The 19,435-nt window shown below is 37.9% G+C and carries 13 protein-coding genes; 8 read left to right on the top strand and 5 right to left on the bottom strand.

Translation table 11 applies throughout. From position 1 onward, the window contains the following. Positions 1 to 136: 136 nt before the first annotated feature. Positions 137 to 541: a DUF1573 domain-containing protein gene (locus RMO03_RS09330; protein ID WP_309641834.1), complete on the bottom strand. Its 405-nt coding sequence runs from the start codon at positions 539 to 541 to the stop codon at positions 137 to 139. 406 nt (positions 542 to 947) lie between these two features. On the opposite strand from RMO03_RS09330, the gene RMO03_RS09325 reads away from it, so the two are divergent. The 6 genes from RMO03_RS09325 to RMO03_RS09300 all read left to right on the top strand — a co-directional run bounded on the left by RMO03_RS09325 (position 948) and on the right by RMO03_RS09300 (position 10,488). Further along, positions 948 to 2,213, top strand: a complete 1,266-nt coding sequence (locus RMO03_RS09325) for a HAMP domain-containing sensor histidine kinase (RefSeq protein WP_309641833.1) — start codon at positions 948 to 950, stop codon at positions 2,211 to 2,213. Continuing rightward, the gene (locus RMO03_RS09320) at positions 2,200 to 2,886 is read left to right on the top strand and encodes a response regulator transcription factor (protein WP_309641832.1); all 687 of its coding nucleotides are present in this window, start codon (positions 2,200 to 2,202) and stop codon (positions 2,884 to 2,886) included. The genes RMO03_RS09325 and RMO03_RS09320 overlap by 14 nt, the downstream gene beginning before the upstream one ends. 194 nt (positions 2,887 to 3,080) lie before the next feature. Further along, complete coding sequence (locus RMO03_RS09315; RefSeq protein WP_309641831.1) at positions 3,081 to 4,967, top strand: DUF2225 domain-containing protein; 1,887 nt, start codon at positions 3,081 to 3,083, stop codon at positions 4,965 to 4,967. Beyond that, a complete protein-coding gene (locus RMO03_RS09310; RefSeq protein ID WP_309641830.1) occupies positions 4,964 to 5,725 on the top strand; it encodes a LytTR family DNA-binding domain-containing protein in 762 nt (253 codons plus the stop codon). The genes RMO03_RS09315 and RMO03_RS09310 overlap by 4 nt, the downstream gene beginning before the upstream one ends. A gap of 44 nt (positions 5,726 to 5,769) precedes the next feature. After that, a complete protein-coding gene (locus RMO03_RS09305) occupies positions 5,770 to 7,755 on the top strand; it encodes a T9SS type A sorting domain-containing protein (RefSeq protein ID WP_309641829.1) in 1,986 nt (661 codons plus the stop codon). Between the two features lie 18 nt (positions 7,756 to 7,773). Next, positions 7,774 to 10,488, top strand: coding sequence for a T9SS type A sorting domain-containing protein (locus tag RMO03_RS09300; RefSeq protein ID WP_309641828.1), 2,715 nt, complete (start codon positions 7,774 to 7,776; stop codon positions 10,486 to 10,488). A 140-nt stretch (positions 10,489 to 10,628) separates the two neighbouring features. Here the strand turns inward: RMO03_RS09300 and RMO03_RS09295 are convergent, their stop codons facing one another. The 4 genes from RMO03_RS09295 to RMO03_RS09280 form a co-directional block, all read right to left on the bottom strand. Continuing rightward, complete coding sequence (locus RMO03_RS09295) at positions 10,629 to 12,170, bottom strand: acyl-CoA carboxylase subunit beta (RefSeq protein ID WP_309641827.1); 1,542 nt, start codon at positions 12,168 to 12,170, stop codon at positions 10,629 to 10,631. Positions 12,171 to 12,173: 3 nt separating this feature from the next. After that, the gene (gene accC / locus RMO03_RS09290) at positions 12,174 to 13,616 is read right to left on the bottom strand and encodes an acetyl-CoA carboxylase biotin carboxylase subunit (protein ID WP_309641846.1); all 1,443 of its coding nucleotides are present in this window, start codon (positions 13,614 to 13,616) and stop codon (positions 12,174 to 12,176) included. A gap of 4 nt (positions 13,617 to 13,620) precedes the next feature. Beyond that, positions 13,621 to 14,103, bottom strand: a complete 483-nt coding sequence (locus RMO03_RS09285; protein ID WP_309641826.1) for an acetyl-CoA carboxylase biotin carboxyl carrier protein subunit — start codon at positions 14,101 to 14,103, stop codon at positions 13,621 to 13,623. Between the two features lie 99 nt (positions 14,104 to 14,202). Continuing rightward, complete coding sequence (locus tag RMO03_RS09280; RefSeq protein WP_309641825.1) at positions 14,203 to 16,422, bottom strand: B12-binding domain-containing radical SAM protein; 2,220 nt, start codon at positions 16,420 to 16,422, stop codon at positions 14,203 to 14,205. A gap of 229 nt (positions 16,423 to 16,651) precedes the next feature. Here RMO03_RS09280 and bshC point away from each other — a divergent pair, with 229 nt between their 5' ends. Both bshC and RMO03_RS09270 read left to right on the top strand, forming a co-directional pair. Then, positions 16,652 to 18,241: a bacillithiol biosynthesis cysteine-adding enzyme BshC gene (gene bshC / locus RMO03_RS09275; RefSeq protein ID WP_309641824.1), complete on the top strand. Its 1,590-nt coding sequence runs from the start codon at positions 16,652 to 16,654 to the stop codon at positions 18,239 to 18,241. A gap of 9 nt (positions 18,242 to 18,250) precedes the next feature. Further along, entirely contained in the window at positions 18,251 to 19,414 is a 1,164-nt protein-coding gene (locus RMO03_RS09270; protein WP_309641823.1) for a T9SS type A sorting domain-containing protein, read from the top strand. Positions 19,415 to 19,435: the final 21 nt, after the last annotated feature.

Here is a 19,435-nt window from a genome sequence, read left to right as displayed (position 1 = left end):
GTGTGTATGAAATAATAAATCAAAAGTTTTTAACAAATCTTCAATCATCCTTGTTATTTAGCTACTATTCCTCAATATATGAAACAAAAAAACTCCAAACTTTCGCTTGGAGTTCACAACATCACTAACCCTCTATTTATATGACCGTACCTTTAAATGACAATACTTTTGGAGCATCTTCCGCATTAGTAGTTACCGTAACCGTTTTAGAAAAAGCGCCTTTGTTGGCCGCATTATAAGTGGCTTTCACGATTGCAGTTTCTCCGGGTTGTATCGGCGTTTTAGTATAATCTGTCGCCGTACAACCGCATGATGCTTTCACGTTGGTGATAATGACTGCGGTTTTTCCTGTGTTTTTAAATTCGAAATCAACTTCTTTAGGTTTGTTTTGTGGAATTTCCCCTAAATCTACGGATTCGCTTTTCCAAGCAATTGGCGATGTTCCGATTTCGACTTTATGGATTTTGTTTGCTGTTGGCAACACTGTAAAAGACATTAATCCTAAAATGCTTGCTAGAATTGAAATTTTAATTGTTTTCATAATGGTTGTTTTTAATGGTTATTTTTTTGGTTTTTTTCCGTTGCACTCCAAACAGTTCGGCGATGCCTCGGGTAATTCGTTTGAACATGTCAAAAGTAGTTGGGTTTTGCTTCGACTCTTGTTAAGCGGTTTCTAATCTTTGTTAACGAGTTGTTAATGGGGAAATGGCTCGTAAATTTTGATTAATATTGTACGAGAGTTCCTGAGTTGCTGAGTTACTGACCCGAGCGAGCATTGCGATGTGAATTGTACGGAGCGCAGCGGAATAAGTTTGTTCTTGGTGACCTGAAACCCTAGCCCTGATAGAAGGGAAAATCCTTGGCATTGTGAGATTGCCGCGCAAGCTCGCAATGACAAGATTGGAATGATAGCAGGTTCCAGGCTCCTAAAACATAGAAACTCAGCAATGAATAAACTCAACAGCATCATCGTTCTCGGGCTTCTCGCCATCATCGGCATCTTGGTCGCACAATTGCTGTGGACGAAGCAAGCTTTCAATCTCGAGGAAAAAAAATTCAGCCAAAAAGTGCATATCGGATTGCTCGAAGTAGCCAAGAAATTATATGAAGGCACGAACCACGAATTGCCTGCAGAAAATCCGGTGCAGAAAATTTCGAATGATTATTATATCGTCAACATCGATAATGATTTTGAGCCCAAAATTTTAGAGTTTTATTTGAAAACAGAATTTGAGAAAATCAACATTTCGACCGATTATGAATATGCGATGTACAATTGTCAAAGCGATGAAATGGTGTATGGCAATTACGTTTCGACAGACAAAAATGCGGATACGCAACGCTCGGTTTACTTTCCCAAGCACAAAAATTTAGTGTATTATTTTGCGATTCGATTTCCTAATGAAACCAATTATTTGTTTAGTTCATTAAAGTTTTGGTTTATCCTTTCCTTCGCGCTAATCATCATTCTTTTGGTGTATGTCTATTCGATTTTCACGATTCTTCAGCAGAAAAAATATTCCGAATTGCAACGCGATTTCATCAACAATATGACGCATGAATTTAAAACGCCGCTTTCTTCGATATTGATTGCATCGAATTATCTCAAGCAACAAAACGCCATCAAAAGCGATGAAAAGCTTGAGAAGTATACCAACATTATCATCAGTCAAAGCAACAAACTCAACACGCATATCGAAACGATTTTGAACAGCGCCAAATCCGATAATTCGCCGTTGATACTAGATAAAAAGAAAGTTTCTGTGATTCCAATTTTGAAGGATGTGATTGAGAATATTCAATTGAAATATCCTGAAAGTAAAATTCAAATTCAAACAATTGAAAGCGAAATTTCGATTGATGCTGACGCTTTTCACTTCACGAATTTAATATACAACTTGCTCGACAATGCGATTAAATATTGTGAAAACAAACCTGAAATTACGATTGGTCTATCCAAAAAGGCAAAGCAAATTCAGATTGATTTCACGGACAATGGCATTGGAATTTCGAACAAAAACATTCCATTTATTTTCGATAAGTTCTATAGAATTCCAAGTACGAAAAGCAATGAAGTCAATGGTTTCGGATTGGGTTTGTATTATGTAAAGAAAATTTGCACCTTACACCATTGGAAAATTTCGGCACAAAACAATATCGAAAACGGCATCACCATTTCGATTTTAATTCCACCACATCATGACACCATTTAAAATTCTATACGCCGAAGACGACGAAACCTTAGCGTTTCTAACCAAAGACAATCTAGAGCAACACGGTTATGAAGTGACGCATTGTTGTGATGGAAATTTGTGCTTGGAAACGTTCAAAAAAGGCGGTTTTGATATTTGTATTTTCGATATCATGCTGCCCAAAATGGATGGATTTGAACTCGCCACCGAAGTCAGAAAACGCAACGCCGACATTCCGATTATTTTCCTTTCGGCTAAAACTTTGAAAGAAGACCGCATCAAAGGATTGCGTTTGGGAGCCGATGATTATCTCGTTAAACCATTTAGCATTGAAGAATTGTTGCTCAAAATCGAAATCTTTTTAAAACGTTCTCAAAAAAACAAAGCTTTAGAAAAACCGCTGTACAGCGTTGGGAAATACGCTTTCGATCCGGCTAATTTTATTGTTTTTAATGATGATGAAAAAATCAGTTTAACACAACGCGAATCAGAACTTTTGAAGCTTTTTCTCGATAATCAGAATGTGGTTTTAAAACGCGAGGCCATTCTCAAATCGCTTTGGGGCGACGATGATTATTTTATGGGCCGCAGCTTGGATGTGTTTATTTCGAGATTGCGAAAAATCGTAGCCAATGAAAAAGGCATTACTATTGAGAATTTGCATGGCATTGGGTTTCGGTTTAAATGTGAATGATGAGGAAAGTTGACGATATCATCAAATTCTAATTCAAAACCACCAAATTCTAATTAGACTAATGGGTTTCTACTTTCTTCAAGTATATTTGTGAGGCTAATGTTAAAGAATTCATTTTGAAAAATAAACGCACCAAACCTAACCTATTTTTACTACTCTTTTTCTTCACTGTCTTTGCATGGTCGCAAAATTCTATGGTTGACAGTTTAAAAAAAGAGCTCAAAATCACTAAACTTGACACTTCGAAAGTTAATACACTCAATGCTATAGCCAACGAATTCAAAGAAATCAATCCTGATTCTACGACTTTCTACGCGAATAAAGCAATGACATTAGCCCAAAAAACGGATTACATTTTTGGTCTAGCCAGTGCTTCGATGAATAAAGGAAATGCCAACATTATTCTAAGCCAATACAAACAAGCGTTGGTTGATTTTAATAATGCACAAATGCATTATCAAAATCTATTAGAAACGACTTCGGGTTCCGATATCAAAAAAGTAAAAAACGGATTGGCGCGTGCTTATGCAAGTGCTGGCGTGGTCTATTCTGAAGTCAATAATTATTCTATTGCTTTGAATTATTATTTGAAAGCCTTAAAAATCTACCAGGAAATCGATCAGAAAAACAGCATTTCTAAAGCTTACAACAATATTGCTATCGTATACAAATCGCAAGGAAATCTGACGAAAGCGTTGGATTATTTGCAAAAAGCATTGCGCATTCAAAAGCAAATTGAAGAACCAACATTCGGCGTAACGTTGATGAATATTGGCGTTGTTTATTTCGAACAAGGCAACGAAAAACAAGCGTTTACTTATTATTCTCAAGCGCAACAAGAGTTTAAAAAAACCGACAATGAAAGAAACAACGCCTTATTGCAAAACTATTGGGGCGATTATTTCAAAAAGCAACACAACCTTGAACAAGCCTTTTCGTATTATCAAAAATCATTGACTTTGTATGAAGCGATCGACAATCAATTTGGGGCTTCGCTGGCTTTATTCAATATGGGGCAATTGTATTTCGATTTAAAAAAATACAACGACGCTTTAACTTACACCACCAAATCACTCGATTTAGCGAAAGCCATTGGCGTTATCGATCAAAAAATTCATTCCGAAAAATTACTCAGCGATATTTATAGTGCTTTGAATAATCCGACCGAATCGTTGGTGCATTATAAAGAATACATCATCGCGAAAGATTCATTGAACAATGAAGAAAACAACAAAAAATTCCTGCGTTCCGAAATGAATTTCGAATATCAAAAGCGTGAAGCCTTGATGTTGGAAGAAAATAAAAGACAACAACAACTCACTTGGTTTGCGATTATTGGTGGATTATTGTTGCTCGGATTGATCTTCGTGACTTACAATCGACTCCAAATCAAACGCCGATTGACATTGCAAAAAGAAGTCGCGGAATACGAGCAAAAAGCATTACACTTGCAGATGAATCCGCATTTTGTGTTCAATTGTTTGGGTTCGATTTCTAGTTTTATTGTACAAAACGGCACCGATTCGGCGATTAAATATTTATCGAAATTCTCGAAGCTCATGCGACTTACTTTAGAATATTCGAAAGGTTCGTTGATTCCGATTGATAAAGAAATTGAAAGCTTGCAAAACTATTTGGAGTTGGAGCAATTGCGTTTCAACAACAAGTTCGAATTCCGCATTCATTCGAGTTCCGCTATTGAAGATGATATGGCATTGCCGCCACTATTGGTGCAACCTTTTGTAGAAAATGCGATCTTGCATGGCATTGTTCCCAAAGAAGGCAATGGCCGCATTGAAGTGAATTTTAACGTCATCAGCAACCAATTGATTTGCACGATTACCGATGACGGCATTGGGTTTTCAAAATCGAAAGCGATGAAAGAAAACTCTGTTAAAGCACACCAATCGATGGCCTTGGAAATCACTAAAAAGCGTTTGGAAATGATGGAAAGCAGCACGCAACAAAAAGCACACGTGACAATGGAAGAAGTGCAAAACATCGACAACCAAATCATTGGAACCAAAATCATCATTACGTTGCCGATTCAATATACTTTAGACACCAAACCGAGAATATGATTACAGCATTATTAATAGACGACGACAACCATTTACGCCAAGGCATGAAAAGTCTTTTGGAGCGACATGCACCAGAAATTCGAATTATTGGAGAAGCTGAAAGTGTGAAAACCGGCATCGAAGCCATCGAAAAGCACCAACCACAAGTGGTGTTTTTAGACATTCACCTAACCGACGGAACCGGATTTGATATTCTCGAACAAGTGGCCAAAACGAATGGAAAACTAAACTCGCATATCGTATTTATTACGGCGCATGAACAATATGCATTGAAAGCGTTTAAGTTTAGTGCCTTAGATTTTTTATTGAAACCTGTTGATCCCGAAGATTTGAAAAAATCGATTGCCAAGATTAAAGAAGCGTTGGAAAAAAACACTTCGTTTGAGCATATCGATTTGTTGTTGGAGAACATTCGCAAGAAAGTTGATCATTTTAAACGCATTGCATTATCAACGGCTGACGGGATTCATTTGTTTGAAATCAGTGATATCATTCGCTGTGAATCGCAGGACAATTACACGCAGTTTTTTATTAAAAACCACAAGCCGTTATTGATTTCGAAAACGCTCAAAGAATATGAAGAATTGCTCACGGAACATGGTTTTGAACGCATTCACCAATCGCATTTGATTAACCTTTCTTATTTGAAATCATATATCAAAACCGATGGTGGTTATGTAATTATGGGCGATAATGCACGACTGCCAATTGCACAACGAAAGAAAGAACGATTGCAGGAATTGATTAAGGCGCTTTGAAAAGTGGTCAGAAAACAAAACAGACAAACAAAACAAACTCAATTATGAAAAATACTCTCCTATTATTATTGCTTTTTACAGGAATTGTGAATGGGCAGGTTGTGACTATTCCAGATGCGAATTTTAAGACGAAGCTCATTGCACTTGGCGTCGATACTAATTTGGATGGTCAAATTCAGAATAGTGAAGCCGCAATTATGACGGTGTTGAATGTTTCATTTCAAAACATTTCTGATTTAACCGGAATCGAAGCATTCACCAATCTTACCTATTTAGATTGTACACAAAACAATTTAACAACATTAGATTTATCGATGCTGTCACAAATCAATACGTTATATTGCCCGAACAATCAACTCAGTACATTAAATGTCAATGGGTGTCATCTTTTGGATAAAGCAATAGTTACTTCTAACAATTTTATCAGTCTGGATTTTTCGAACTCCAATGTTAGAGAATTTAACTGTGAAAATAATCCTAATTTAGAATACGTCAACATCAAAAACGGTATCTTATCTCAAGGCGTTGGTATTGACCCACCTGTGTTATCTTTTACCAATACACCGAATCTAAAGTTTGTCTGTGTTGATGAAATCGAAGCACAATTGGTCACTGAATGTGGTGTGAATCCGAATTTAGTGGCCATATCCACTTATTGTTCTTTTGTTCCCGGTGGAAATTTCAATACCATTACTGGAACCATCAAATTTGATAACGAAAATGATGGCTGCGATGTTGGCGATTTGGTACAACCTTATACAAAAGTAAAAATCTCAGACGGCACCAACACAGGTAGTTTTTATACCAATTCCGATGGAAATTATAGTTTTTTCACCCAAGCCGGTAGTTTTACTATTACACCTGAAGTGCAAAACCCGACTTATTTTACGATCACACCGGCTTCGCAAATTGTTACTTTTCCTATTGTAGACAATTCCACTCAAATTCAAGATTTCTGTATTGTGGCCAATGGTGTTCATCCTGATTTAGAAATCATATTGGTTCCTATTGGCGGCGCTACTCCTGGAGCAGATTCTGACTATAAATTGGTTTATAAAAACAAAGGAAATCAAGTGCAAAGTGGTTCTATCAATTTATCTTTCGACGATTCGAGAAGCGATTTTGTTTCGGCTACACCGGCAGTCGCCAATCAAGGATTCAATTCATTGCTTTGGTTTTACAGTAGCTTACAACCTTTTGAAACTAGAGAAATTAAGTTTAAATTGAACATCAATTCTACTGTTGAAACACCTGCCGTGAATGTTGGAGACATTTTAAGTTTTACAGCAAACATCAATTTTTCAGAAGGAGATGAAACGCCTTTGGATAATTTCTTCAACTTAAGTCAATTGGTGGTTAATACTTTAGATTTGAACAGTAAAATCTGTTTGCAAGGAACTGTTTTGACTACAGCGCAAATTGGTGATTACCTGCATTACAACATCAATTTTGAAAATACAGGAACTACAGATGCCACCAATATTGTGGTTGAAGACATCATCGATCCAACCAAATTCGACATTAGCACGTTGCAAGTATTGTATGGTTCTGATACTTTGGAAACGAAAATTACGAATGATAAAGTGGAATTTATTTTCAAGGATATTAACCTGCCTCGTGCCATTATCAATCCGATTGGCGGTCATGGCAATGTATTGTTTAAAATAAAAACACTGCCGACTTTGGTAGGTGGTGATATCGTTACCAATACGGGAACCATCTACTTTGATTATAATGTTCCTACGCAAACCAACGAAGCCAGAACCGATGTTGTGCTGAGCAATGCGAGTTTTACCAAAGATGAAAGCATTACTGTGGCGCCGAATCCGACGAAGAATAATATTGTGATTACTTCAAAAAACAATATCAAATCGATAATGCTTTTTGATGAACAAGGTCGACAACTGCAAACGGTTTTTGACAATAGAAAATCAACCGTTTTAGACCTTTCAAATAAAGTAAAGGGCATTTATTTCTTGAAAGTGACTTCTGAAATGGGTAGTAATGTGGAGAAAATTGTAAAAGAGTAAAGACAAACACCATTCATTATGAAAAAAATACTCATACTCTTATTGTTTTTTACAGGAATTGCGAATGCGCAAATTGTATATATACAAGACACATTTCTCAAACAAATATTGACGAATAATACCTGCGTAGATCTTAATGCCGATGGTATAGGAGATGCCGATGCAGACACCAACAACGACGGAGAAATTCAAGTCAGTGAAGCCCAAGCGGTAAACGGATTATATATAGGTATACTGCTTGCTGGAACTATGACAGGTCTCGAAGCTTTTACGAATCTTGAGCATTTGCAGATCAGTTATATATCGTTTTCAGGCGTACTCGATTTTACGATTTTACCCCAGCTTAAAACCCTCGATTGTAGCGGAACCTATTCTTCTGGCATCAATATTACTGGTCTAACCCAACTCGAAGTACTAACATGCAACGGTTGCTTAGTAGGGAGCTTGGATGTTTCCACCTTAACGAGCCTCAAAAGATTAAACTGCGAGGAAAACGAATTGACAGCGCTCAACCTAAGCGGATTGAATAATTTAGAGTATTTAAATTGCAGTAATAATAATTTGCAAAGTTTGGATGTAGGCAACTTGACACTTTTGACTCAATTAATTTGCTTTGATAATCAATTAACCAGTCTTAATGTTCAAGGATGTACCGCATTAAACAGTATTGATTGTTATCAAAATCAATTAACCATCATCGATTTTTCGGGGTTGACTAATTTGCAAACTGCTCAAATTATGGTTTCTTCAGCATTTGATCAACTATTAACCAGCGTTAATCTATCGGGTTGTATTGCGTTAAGTAATAATCAAATCTATACTAGTGCTAATATGACGACACTTAATTTCAGTGGCTGTTCTTCGTTAGCCAGAATAAGCAATAGTTTCAGTACGATAGCCACTATCAATTTGAATGGTTGTTCAGCATTGACGAGTTTGAATATTGGCAATAGTAGTTTTAATGCTATAGATTTGACCAGTTGTACGGGTTTGGTTGATTTAAGTATTCAATTCAACAATTTAACTGCTTTAGATGTATCGGGATATGCTGCTTTAACCAGTTTGGATGTTTCGCATGGTACTTTAACTTCATTAAATGTAAACGGTTGTTCGGCTTTACTGGATATCAATATATCGGCTAATCCACTATTGCCAACCTTAGATTTATCAACTTGCACCAGTTTGAATCTAATTATCATGGTAGAAAGCAATCTGACTTCACTGTTCATTAAAAACGGGCGCAATGAAACAATCAGTTTTACTGGCAGTCCTAACCTTCAATACATTTGTGCTGATGAGAGTCAATTAGAAACCATCCAACAACAAATTCTTATGGCCTTGCCTAATGTTGTGATGAGTTCTTATTGCACTTTTGTTCCAGGAGGAAATTACAACAGTATCACAGGACAAGCTCCTTTTGATGTCTTGGGCGATGGTTGTGATTTGAGTGATATTAGCAATCCATACATCAAAATCAATATCAACGACGGAACCAACTCAGGAAGTACTTTTACCAATAGCACCGGGGATTATATTTTTTATACACAAACCGGAAATTTCACGATAACACCTGAAGTGGAAAACCCAAGTTTTTTTAACATTTCACCACCGAATGCCATCATCAATGCTCCTGTGTTGGACAATTCAACACAAACGCAAAATTTTTGTGTCAGTGCCAATGGTATTCATCCGGATGTAGAAGTGGTTTTTGTCCCAACAAGTACTGCACGTCCGGGCTTTGAAACCACTTATAAAATCATTTACAAAAACAAAGGCAACCAAATAGTATCGGGCACTATTACCTTAAATTTCAATAGTATACTTTTAGATTATGTCGAATCCATTCCTAATTTTGATACACTCGATCCGGATTTATTTACATGGAATTACAGTAATTTAAAACCTTTTGAAACCCGAATGATCGAATTAAAATTATTGCTGCATACATCGCCTGAAATCAATGCCGGCGATGTGTTAGAATATGTTGCGACCATCAATCCAATTCCTGGCGATGAATCACCTTCGGATAACGTTTCGAATTGTCATCATGTCGTGGTTAACGCTCATGATCCTAACCAAATAGTATGTTTAGAAGGCAATACTATTACTACGCAAGCTGTTGGCAATTACTTGCATTACAACATCAATTTTGAAAATGTGGGTAACGCAGATGCCATTAATATTGTCGTAAAAGACACCATCAATACTGCCAAATTCAACATCAATTCCTTACAATTGCAATATGCTTCTCACGATGTAGAAACCAAAATTTCAGGTAATATCATAGAATTTATTTTTAAAAACATACACTTACAACCTTCGAGTGGCCCGATTGGTGGTCATGGCAATGTGCTGTTTAAAATCCGAACGCTTCCGAATTTGGTGGTTGGTGATGAAGTCATGGGCACCGCCAATATCTTCTTCGATTATAATGCACCGATTGCCACCAACGAAGCGCGAACGACTATTGCCGCTTTAAGCAATCATGATTTTATCAAAGACGAAAGTATCCTGGTAGCGCCCAATCCGACCAAGGGTAACATCAATATTACTTCGAAAAATAATATTAAATCGATACTGCTTTTCGATGTACAAGGCAGGTTATTACAAACGTTTTTAGACAATAAAAAAACGACAACACTCGATATTTCGAATTACACGAACGGCATTTATTTCGTAAAAGTGATAACGGAAGTAGGCAACAGTGTAGAAAAAATTATGAAAGAGAATTAATTTGGTTAGATTTTTTTAAGTTGAAAGCGCCAATCAAATGCCATAGATTGGCGCTTTTTTTAGACTATAAGACTGTAGGATTTTAAGACAAATATTCTAGTCTTAGAGTCTTAAAATCCTACAGTCTTAAAATCTTACAATCACAAAGGAATATTTCCGTGTTTGCGTTTCGGCATTTCGACCACTTTATTTTCAAGCATGCTAAATGCTTTAATCAATTTTCGTCTGGTATCTTGTGGCAAAATCACCTCATCGATGAATCCGCGTTGCGCTGCGGTGTATGGATTGGCAAATAAATCAGCATATTCAGCTTCTTTCTCCAACAATTTAGCTTCGGGATTTTCGGCTTCGCTGATTTCTTTTTTGAAGATAATTTCACTAGCTCCTTTCGCTCCCATTACGGCAATTTCGGCAGTTGGCCACGCAAAATTCATATCGGCTCCGATGTGTTTTGAATTCATTACATCATAAGCACCACCATAGGCTTTTCGGGTAATTACCGTAACCCTTGGCACCGTAGCTTCGCTTAATGCGTATAACAATTTGGCGCCGTGAACAATGATGCCATTCCACTCTTGATCGGTTCCTGGCAGAAATCCGGGAACATCAACCAGTACTAATAACGGAATATTGAAAGCATCACAAAAACGCGTAAATCTGGCGGCTTTGATGGAACTTTTCACATCGAGACAACCGGCTAAAAACATCGGATTATTGGCGACAATTCCAATACTTCTACCTGCAATTCTCGCAAAACCAACGATGATATTTTCAGCAAAATCTTTATGAATTTCAAAAAAAGATTCTTCATCAATAATGCCTTTAATGACTTCGTGCATGTCATAAGGCTTGTTGGCGTTTTCGGGTATGATGTCGTTCAAAGCGCTTCTGATTTCATCACCCAAAACATAAGGCAATCTTGGCGTGGTTTCTCTATTATTTTGTGGAATATAACGGAGTAATGTTTTAATATCTTCCAAACATGCAATGCCATTTGGCGAAGTGGTATGCGCCACACCTGATTTCGTAGAATGGGTCACCGCTCCGCCCAAAGCTTCTGAAGTTACTTCTTCATTGGTTACGGTTTTCACAACATTCGGACCGGTCACAAACATATAACTGTTGTTTTCGACCATCATTGTAAAATCGGTCATCGCAGGAGAATAAACAGCGCCACCGGCACAAGGTCCGAGTATGGCAGAAATCTGAGGAATGACACCCGATGATTGTACATTTCTAAAAAAGATATCAGCATAACCACCCAACGAACGAACGCCTTCTTGAATTCTGGCACCACCGGAATCATTCAATCCGATCATGGGCGCACCTACTTTGAGTGCCATGTCCATGACTTTACAGATTTTCTCGGCATGGGTTTCGGATAAAGCACCTCCAAAAACGGTGAAATCTTGAGCGAAAACATACACCAATCTTCCGTTAATTGTACCATAACCAGTAATCACACCATCGCCAAAATAGATTTCCTTTTCCATGCCGAAATCGGTGGTGCGGTGTGTAACGAGCAGGCCAATTTCTTCAAATGAACCTTCATCCATAAGATATTCGACGCGTTCTCTTGCCGTTAGTTTTTTCTTTTCGTGTTGCTTGGCAATTCGCTTTTCGCCACCACCTAAATGGGCTAGAGCGATTTTATCGTTTAATGTTTTTATTTTAGATTCCATGGTTTATTGTATTGGTAAGCGAACGATTTTTTGATCTTCTATGTATTGCTTCAAAGCGATTAAAGCAGCAATTTCTGCTTCTGCTTCCATTTGCTTTTTAAGCATCGCAGCATCATAATATTTTTTAACAAAATGCGTATCAAAATCTCCTGAGCGGAATGCTTCGTGCTCGAATACGAATTTCCCGAAAGGCAAAGTCGTTTGCACGCCTTCAATTTTATAATCGTCAATTGCTTTGAGCATCAATTGTATAGCTTCTTCGCGCGTTTTTCCGTACGTAATCAATTTCGATAGCATCGGATCGTAATAAATTGGAATATCCATGCCTTGTTCGAAACCATTATCAACTCGAACGCCTTCACCGGTTGGCAATTGATAGACATCCAAATGCCCGACACTTGGAAGGAAATCATTCAATGGATCTTCGGCGTAGACACGCAATTCTAAAGCATGTCCATGAATTTGCAAATCGTCTTGTTTCATTGGTAATGCTTCACCTCTAGCGACTTTAATTTGCAGTTCAACCAAATCGACACCCGCAATTAATTCGGTTACTGGATGCTCAACTTGCAAACGGGTATTCATTTCAAGGAAATAAAAATTATGCTTTTCATCGAGTAAAAACTCAACGGTTCCGGCACCTAAATAATCACAAGACTTCGCTACCAAAACTGCAGCTTCGCCCATTTTCTTTCTAAGTTCAGGTGTTAAAACTGAGGATGGCGCTTCTTCGACTACTTTTTGATGACGACGTTGTATACTACATTCTCTTTCAAAGAAATATAAAATATTACCGTGACTGTCGGCCATAATTTGAATTTCAATGTGGCGTGGTGAAGTCACATATTTTTCGATAAAAACAGACCCATCTCCAAACGCAGCTACTGCTTCACTAATGGCTCTATTCATTTGCGCTTCGAAATCGCTTTCTTTTTCAACGACACGCATTCCTTTTCCACCACCACCAGCAGAGGCTTTGATTAGAATTGGAAACCCAATAATGTTAGCCGTTTTTTTAGCTTCATCAATATCGATAATGGCATGGTCTACACCAGGAACCATCGGAATGTTGTAATGCATCACGGCTTCTTTTGCCGCCAATTTGCTTCCCATGACACGAATTGCTTGCGATTTTGGTCCGATAAAAATGATGTTGTTCTTTTCGGCTTCTTCTGCGAATTCTGCATTTTCACTCAAGAATCCATAACCGGGATGAATCGCATCGACGTTTAATGACTTAGCGACTTCAATGATTTTGCTTCCTAATAAATAGGACTGATTCGATGGTGCTTCACCGATGCAAACGGCTTCATCAGCAAATTTGACATGCGGTGCATTTCGGTCTACAGTCGAATAAACAGCTACCGTTTTAATACCCATTTTCTGGGCAGTTTTCATGACTCTAATCGCAATTTCCCCGCGATTGGCAACTAATATTTTTTGTATCATCTTATTCAAATTCAATTAATAACTGACCTTTTTCAACAGCATCACCGACAGCAACAGCAATCGATTTGATGACGCCATCTCGTGGTGAAAGGAAACTATTTTCCATTTTCATCGCGCTTAGAATCAATAGGTTTTCATTTTCTTTTACGGTTTGTCCGACTGCAACGCTGATTTCGATAATGAGTCCGGGCATTGGCGCTTTGATCGCATTGACTTGTTTTGTCGCACTAACATCAAATCCCATAGCAGAAATCAGTTGGTCAAGCGCATTCGAAATTACTACCGAATAAGTATTGTTATTGACTTTGACGGAATAACTTTTATGATTGAAATCAGCGTGTACGATTTCAGCTTGGTAAGGTAAGTTTTGCCTTAGTACGTGAAATTTATTCGCTTCCACGCTTACGGCATCGAGTTGGGAAAGGCTGTCTTTGTCGAAATTGAAATCGACCGTACCATTCACCTTTACTTTATAATCACTCATAGATTGGATTTTTATTCGTTGTAAATTTAATAGTAAATATATTTTTATTTGCTGTTAAATATCATATAAATGCAAATAAATATACATCAATTGAAAAATTTACAATACCAACAATCCGAAAGTGTGTAAGGTTGTAATCGGTTTGGAAAACCAGAAAAGTTCAAAATTCTCAAACCGTGTTTCAAAATCTTTTTTAATTTCTTGAAGTGTTATTGGCTTTTGATTAGAAACTGCGGTGCGTTGCAGCATTTGAACCAACCATTCACCCTCTTCTTTATTGGTTTGAATGCTAAAACTTTCTTTTTTGTCGTGGAAAGTCAGCGTCATCATTTCCCAAGAAGTTTCTTTTTTGGTTTTGGTGAACGTTTCTATGGTTGGTTTTCCTCCGAGCCAAATGATTTTAGCCGAAGGTTTTAATTGAAAATCTTGTTCTTCGAGTAAAGCATTTTCGATGAAATCGTATGGAATTGTTGACTTTGGAATTTTAAACTCGAACCAATCTTGCAACGGATAATCGAAACAAATGCCGTGCATGAAATTATAGAGTGACTTCTTCAAGCCAAAACTAAATTGATCGTGATCGATGCCTGTTTTATCTTTATAAACAATATCGTTATTGGCGAATGTTCCTATCGATTCGGATTCTTTGACTACGCCAAATTGCTCGGGATATAAGCCCACCGGACTGTGCGCAGTCATTGCAAATTGATGCCAGAATCCGGATTGCAAAATGCCCATTTCAAATAGTTGTCGCACCATTTCTAAGCTGTCGATAGTTTCTTGAACGGTTTGTGTTGGATAACCGTACATCAAATACGCATGCACCATCGTTCCGGCTTCGGTAAAATTTCGGGTGACTTTTGCGACCTGTTCGACTGTCACACCTTTATCGATTAACTTTAATAAACGGTCGGATGCGACTTCGAGTCCACCCGAAATGGCGATGCAACCCGACGCTCTCAATAAAACACATAAATCTTGGGTGAAACTTTTCTCGAAGCGAATGTTCGTCCACCAAGTGACGACTACTTTTCGTCTTAGAATTTCTAAAGCTACTTCGCGCATTAAAGCCGGTGGCGCAGCTTCATCGACAAAATGAAATCCGGTTTCTCCGGTTTGCGCGATGAGTTCTTCGATTCTGTCTACGATTAGTTTCGCAGCCACCGGTTCATAGATTTTAATATAATCTAACGAAATATCACAGAACGTACATTTTCCCCAATAGCAACCGTGCGCCATGGTGAGTTTATTCCATCGGCCATCGCTCCACATTTTGTGCATCGGATTGACGATTTCTATTACGGAAATGTATTGGTTTAAAAGCAAATCCGAATAATCGGGTGTGCCCACTTCACTTTGTTTGTAATCGTTTTGAAGGGCATTATTCTTATAAACTACTTTTCCGTTTTCGAGTAGAAAGGTTCGTTTGTATTCGTTATTAATTTTTGATTGCTTCGCCTGTTCGCTATCGCTCGGGTCAAGATTTTTAACTAGCAATTCTATCGGAAGTTCGCCATCATCCAAAGTAATAAAATCTACGAACTCAAAAACGCGCGCATCGGAAAGCGAACGCAATTCTGTATTTGGGAAACCGCCGCCCATACTGATTTTAATATTTGGATAATGCTGTTTCACCCATTGTGCACAGCGAAAAGCCGAATATAAATTCCCGGGAAACGGCACGGAAATCAGAAATAATGTGGGTTGAATCGTTTCGATTTTTTCTTTCAATATTGAGAACAACAGGTTATCAATAAAAGTTGGGTTGGATTGTAAGGCCTTGTAGAGTTCGTCGAACGAATTCGCGCTTCTGCCCAAACGTTCTGCGTATCGGCTGAAACCGAAATTGTCATCGACACATTCGACAATAAAATCTGAAATATCTTCAAGGTATAAAGTGGCTAAATGTTTGGCTTTGTCTTGCGTTCCCATGCTGCCGAAAGCCCAATCGAGTTCCTCTAATGGTGCAAAACGCGAAGCTTCCGGCAAGAAATCTTCTTGGCAAATTTGTAATGCAAGTGTTGGATTTTTACCTTGAAGGAAAGCGATAACAGCGTCGATGGTTTTGAGGTATTCTTCTTGAAGGGCTAGTATTCGTTTTGAGTTGTAGGTTGTAGGTTGTAGGTTGTAGGTTGTCTGTTGGAATAGGGACTGTAATCCTGCTTTGGAGAACAGTTTGAGAATGACTTCGATGCCCAGATCGGCTTGTGTGGAATCGATATTCTTTGTGTTTAGAAAACCTTTGATGTAGGCCGTTGCCGGATACGGAGTATTCAGTTGTGTGAAGGGTGGGGTGATGAGGAAGACTTTGGTTTTCATTGGTGTAAAAATAGGTTTTTTTTGTTGTAGGTTGTATGTTGTAGGTTACGGTTATTGATTTAGAGAATGCCCTAGCCCTGATAGAAGCATTTATCCTTTTGTGCCGGCTTTCGGCGCAAAAGATATGGCGGATAGCAGGTTCCCGGCTCCTAAAAAAGCTCAGTAACTCAGAAACTTAGTTGCTCAGTAACTCGAAGAAAATTGTTACTTTTACCAAAAAAATTACACCATGCCCAGCGACTGTATCAGCTATCAAGATTCCGGTTATTTTATTCCTTTGATGTGTGATTATTTAAATCAAAAACCGGATTTGGCACCACTATACAATAGGTTTCCGACGCTTGACAATTTTGAAAAACAGTTTCAGGAAAAGCAATCTTATTTTACGGATGCGCATCGAAAGGTGCTGGTTGCAGCTTTGAAAAAACAATATGCTGCGGTTGAAACCAGTCAGAAAACAGCTCACAATATTGATGCTTTATTGCAATCGAATACGTTTACGGTTACTACAGGACATCAGTTGAATTTGTTTACCGGGCCGTTGTATTTTTTGTATAAAATTATTTCGACGATCAATCTCACAAAGGAATTGAAGGCTCAATATCCGAGTCAAAATTTTGTACCTATTTATTGGATGGCGACGGAGGATCATGATTTTGAGGAAATCAATTATTTTACTTTTAGAGGAAAGAAGATTCGATGGAATGTTGAAAGTTCAGGGCCGGTCGGACGGCATACAACACAAGGACTAGAGGAAATTTTTAAGGTTTTTGAAAAGGAAACTGGCAACAATATCAACGCGCAATTCATTAAAAATTTATTTGAGGAATCTTATGTGAAGCATCAATCGTTAACTGCAGCCGCGCGGTATTTAGCGAATGTGCTTTTTGGCGAAACGGGTTTGGTGATTTTGGATGCTGATGATGCGACTTTGAAAAAAGAATTTGCGCCTTTTGTGAAAGAGGAATTGTTGCAGCAGACTTCTTATAAGCAAGTTACTGCAACGATTGAAAAATTGAAATCTTATGCGATTCAAGTGAATCCGCGCGAAATCAATTTGTTTTATATTGAAGATGATTTGCGGGAGCGTATTGTTCTGGAAAATGGAAAATACCAAGTGAATAACACTGCGCTAGAATTTTCAGAAACTGAAATTCTCGAACTTTTAGAACAACATCCTGAAAAATTTAGTCCGAATGTGATGCTTCGACCGTTGTATCAAGAAGTCATTTTACCCAATTTATGTTATATCGGTGGCGGTGGTGAATTGGCGTATTGGTTGGAATTGAAATCGTTTTTCGATGCGGTTCAGGTTCCGTTTCCGATACTTTTATTGCGCAATTCGGCATTAATCGCGACGCAAAAACAAGCGGATAAAGCTGATAAATTGGGATTGACATGGAAAGATTTGTTTGCAAAACAAGCGGATTTAATCAATCAGAAAGCTACTTTGCTTTCGGAGTTTCCGATTGATTTATCGATACAGAAAGACCATCTTAGAAATCAATTTCACTATTTGCATGTATTGGCCAATCAAACCGACAAGTCGTTTGCAGGTGCCGTAAAAGCACAGGAAGCCAAACAAATTAAAGGATTGGAGCATTTAGAAAAACGATTGTTGAAGGCGCAGAAGCGAAAATATGAGCAAGAATTAGAACGCATTATCGATTTGCAAAATCAGCTGTTTCCCAATGGTGGTTTGCAGGAAAGGCAGGCTAATTTTTCGGAGTATTATATTGACAATGGAGATTCGTTAATTGAAAAAATGTTGATGGAATTGAAACCACTTGAGCATCAGTTTACTATTTTAGTGTTTTAATTAAAATTTATGAAAGCAAAATTACTTTACCTTATTATAATACTCACCGGATTTTTTGCCAATGCGCAAGTTTCTATTGTTGGAACCGGTGTCAATGGTTGGCCTGATACTCAAACCACTCCGGAAATTATGCTCTCAACCACCGATAACATTTCGTATTTTATTCCTAATTTGGTGGTTACCAATGGTTTTGTCAAATTCAGAAAAGATGCTGCTTGGGTGTATAATTGGGGTGGAAGTACTTTTCCGAGTGGTACATCCTATCAAAACGGCCCGGATATTCCCACTATTGCTGGAACTTATGATGTTACTTTTAATATTTCGAACGGCACTTATACTTTTATTACTTCGGGTAATTTCCCAAGTATTGGTATTTGGGGACCAGCAGTGGATTCTCAGAATGGATTTGCGGGACAAGATGTTGATATGACTACAACGGATGGCATACATTATACACTATCAGGGTTTTATTTTAGTAGTGGTCAAGCGTATTTCAGGCAAGACAATGCTACGAATTTTGTTTGGGGAAGCACCAGTTATCCAACAGGAACAGCAGTTCAGAGCGGTCCGAGTATTTTTATTCCGGGCGGTGAGCATTTCGCTACCTTTAATAGAATAACACATGATTATACTTTTAGCTTTCCTAGTGTGGGTATTTTAGGAACTGCCTTGGGTGGTTTTGATGTTGATGATACTGATTTAGGAACTGTTGATGGATTTACTTATACATTAGATTTGCATTTAAACGTTGGTGAAGTTAAATTCAGGAAAGACAACAGTTGGACCATCAATTGGGGATCTAATGCTTTTCCTGCGGGAACCGGAGTTCAAGATGGGGCGAATATCCCAATTGCGATTGATGGCGATTATAATGTTGCTTTCGATCGATTGTCAGGACAATATACTTTTACAGGATTATTGGAAACTCAAAACTTCAACACAAAAAGTTTGACCGTGTACCCGAATCCGACAACCTCAGTTTGGAACTTTAGTTTTGAAGCGGAAAAAATAGATTCTTTTGAACTATATGATAGTATTGGAAAAAAGGTAAAAAACATACAACCAAATGAATTCTCTTTTTCGTTAGATGGAACGCAACTTCCTAATGGTTTGTATTTTGGAAAAATCACCTCGAATGCCGGTATTACCCGGGTAAAATTAATCAAACATTAAAAAATACTTGTTGTTTTAATA

The sequence above is a fragment of the Flavobacterium sp. genome, from assembly GCF_031411595.1.
Classification (GTDB): Bacteria; Bacteroidota; Bacteroidia; order Flavobacteriales; family Flavobacteriaceae; genus Flavobacterium.
This window is presented reverse-complemented; position numbering and strand designations above follow the sequence as displayed.

What these genes read in the sequence shown, in the direction of transcription:
- RMO03_RS09330 (WP_309641834.1), bottom strand. Translation starts at nt 541, where the DNA reads ATGAAAACAATTAAAATTTCAATTCTAGCAAGCATTTTAGGATTAATG.
- RMO03_RS09325 (WP_309641833.1), top strand. Translation starts at nt 948, where the DNA reads ATGAATAAACTCAACAGCATCATCGTTCTCGGGCTTCTCGCCATCATC.
- RMO03_RS09320 (WP_309641832.1), top strand. Translation starts at nt 2,200, where the DNA reads ATGACACCATTTAAAATTCTATACGCCGAAGACGACGAAACCTTAGCG.
- RMO03_RS09315 (WP_309641831.1), top strand. Translation starts at nt 3,081, where the DNA reads ATGGTTGACAGTTTAAAAAAAGAGCTCAAAATCACTAAACTTGACACT.
- RMO03_RS09310 (WP_309641830.1), top strand. Translation starts at nt 4,964, where the DNA reads ATGATTACAGCATTATTAATAGACGACGACAACCATTTACGCCAAGGC.
- RMO03_RS09305 (WP_309641829.1), top strand. Translation starts at nt 5,770, where the DNA reads ATGAAAAATACTCTCCTATTATTATTGCTTTTTACAGGAATTGTGAAT.
- RMO03_RS09300 (WP_309641828.1), top strand. Translation starts at nt 7,774, where the DNA reads ATGAAAAAAATACTCATACTCTTATTGTTTTTTACAGGAATTGCGAAT.
- RMO03_RS09295 (WP_309641827.1), bottom strand. Translation starts at nt 12,170, where the DNA reads ATGGAATCTAAAATAAAAACATTAAACGATAAAATCGCTCTAGCCCAT.
- RMO03_RS09285 (WP_309641826.1), bottom strand. Translation starts at nt 14,103, where the DNA reads ATGAGTGATTATAAAGTAAAGGTGAATGGTACGGTCGATTTCAATTTC.
- RMO03_RS09280 (WP_309641825.1), bottom strand. Translation starts at nt 16,422, where the DNA reads ATGAAAACCAAAGTCTTCCTCATCACCCCACCCTTCACACAACTGAAT.
- bshC (WP_309641824.1), top strand. Translation starts at nt 16,652, where the DNA reads ATGCCCAGCGACTGTATCAGCTATCAAGATTCCGGTTATTTTATTCCT.
- RMO03_RS09270 (WP_309641823.1), top strand. Translation starts at nt 18,251, where the DNA reads ATGAAAGCAAAATTACTTTACCTTATTATAATACTCACCGGATTTTTT.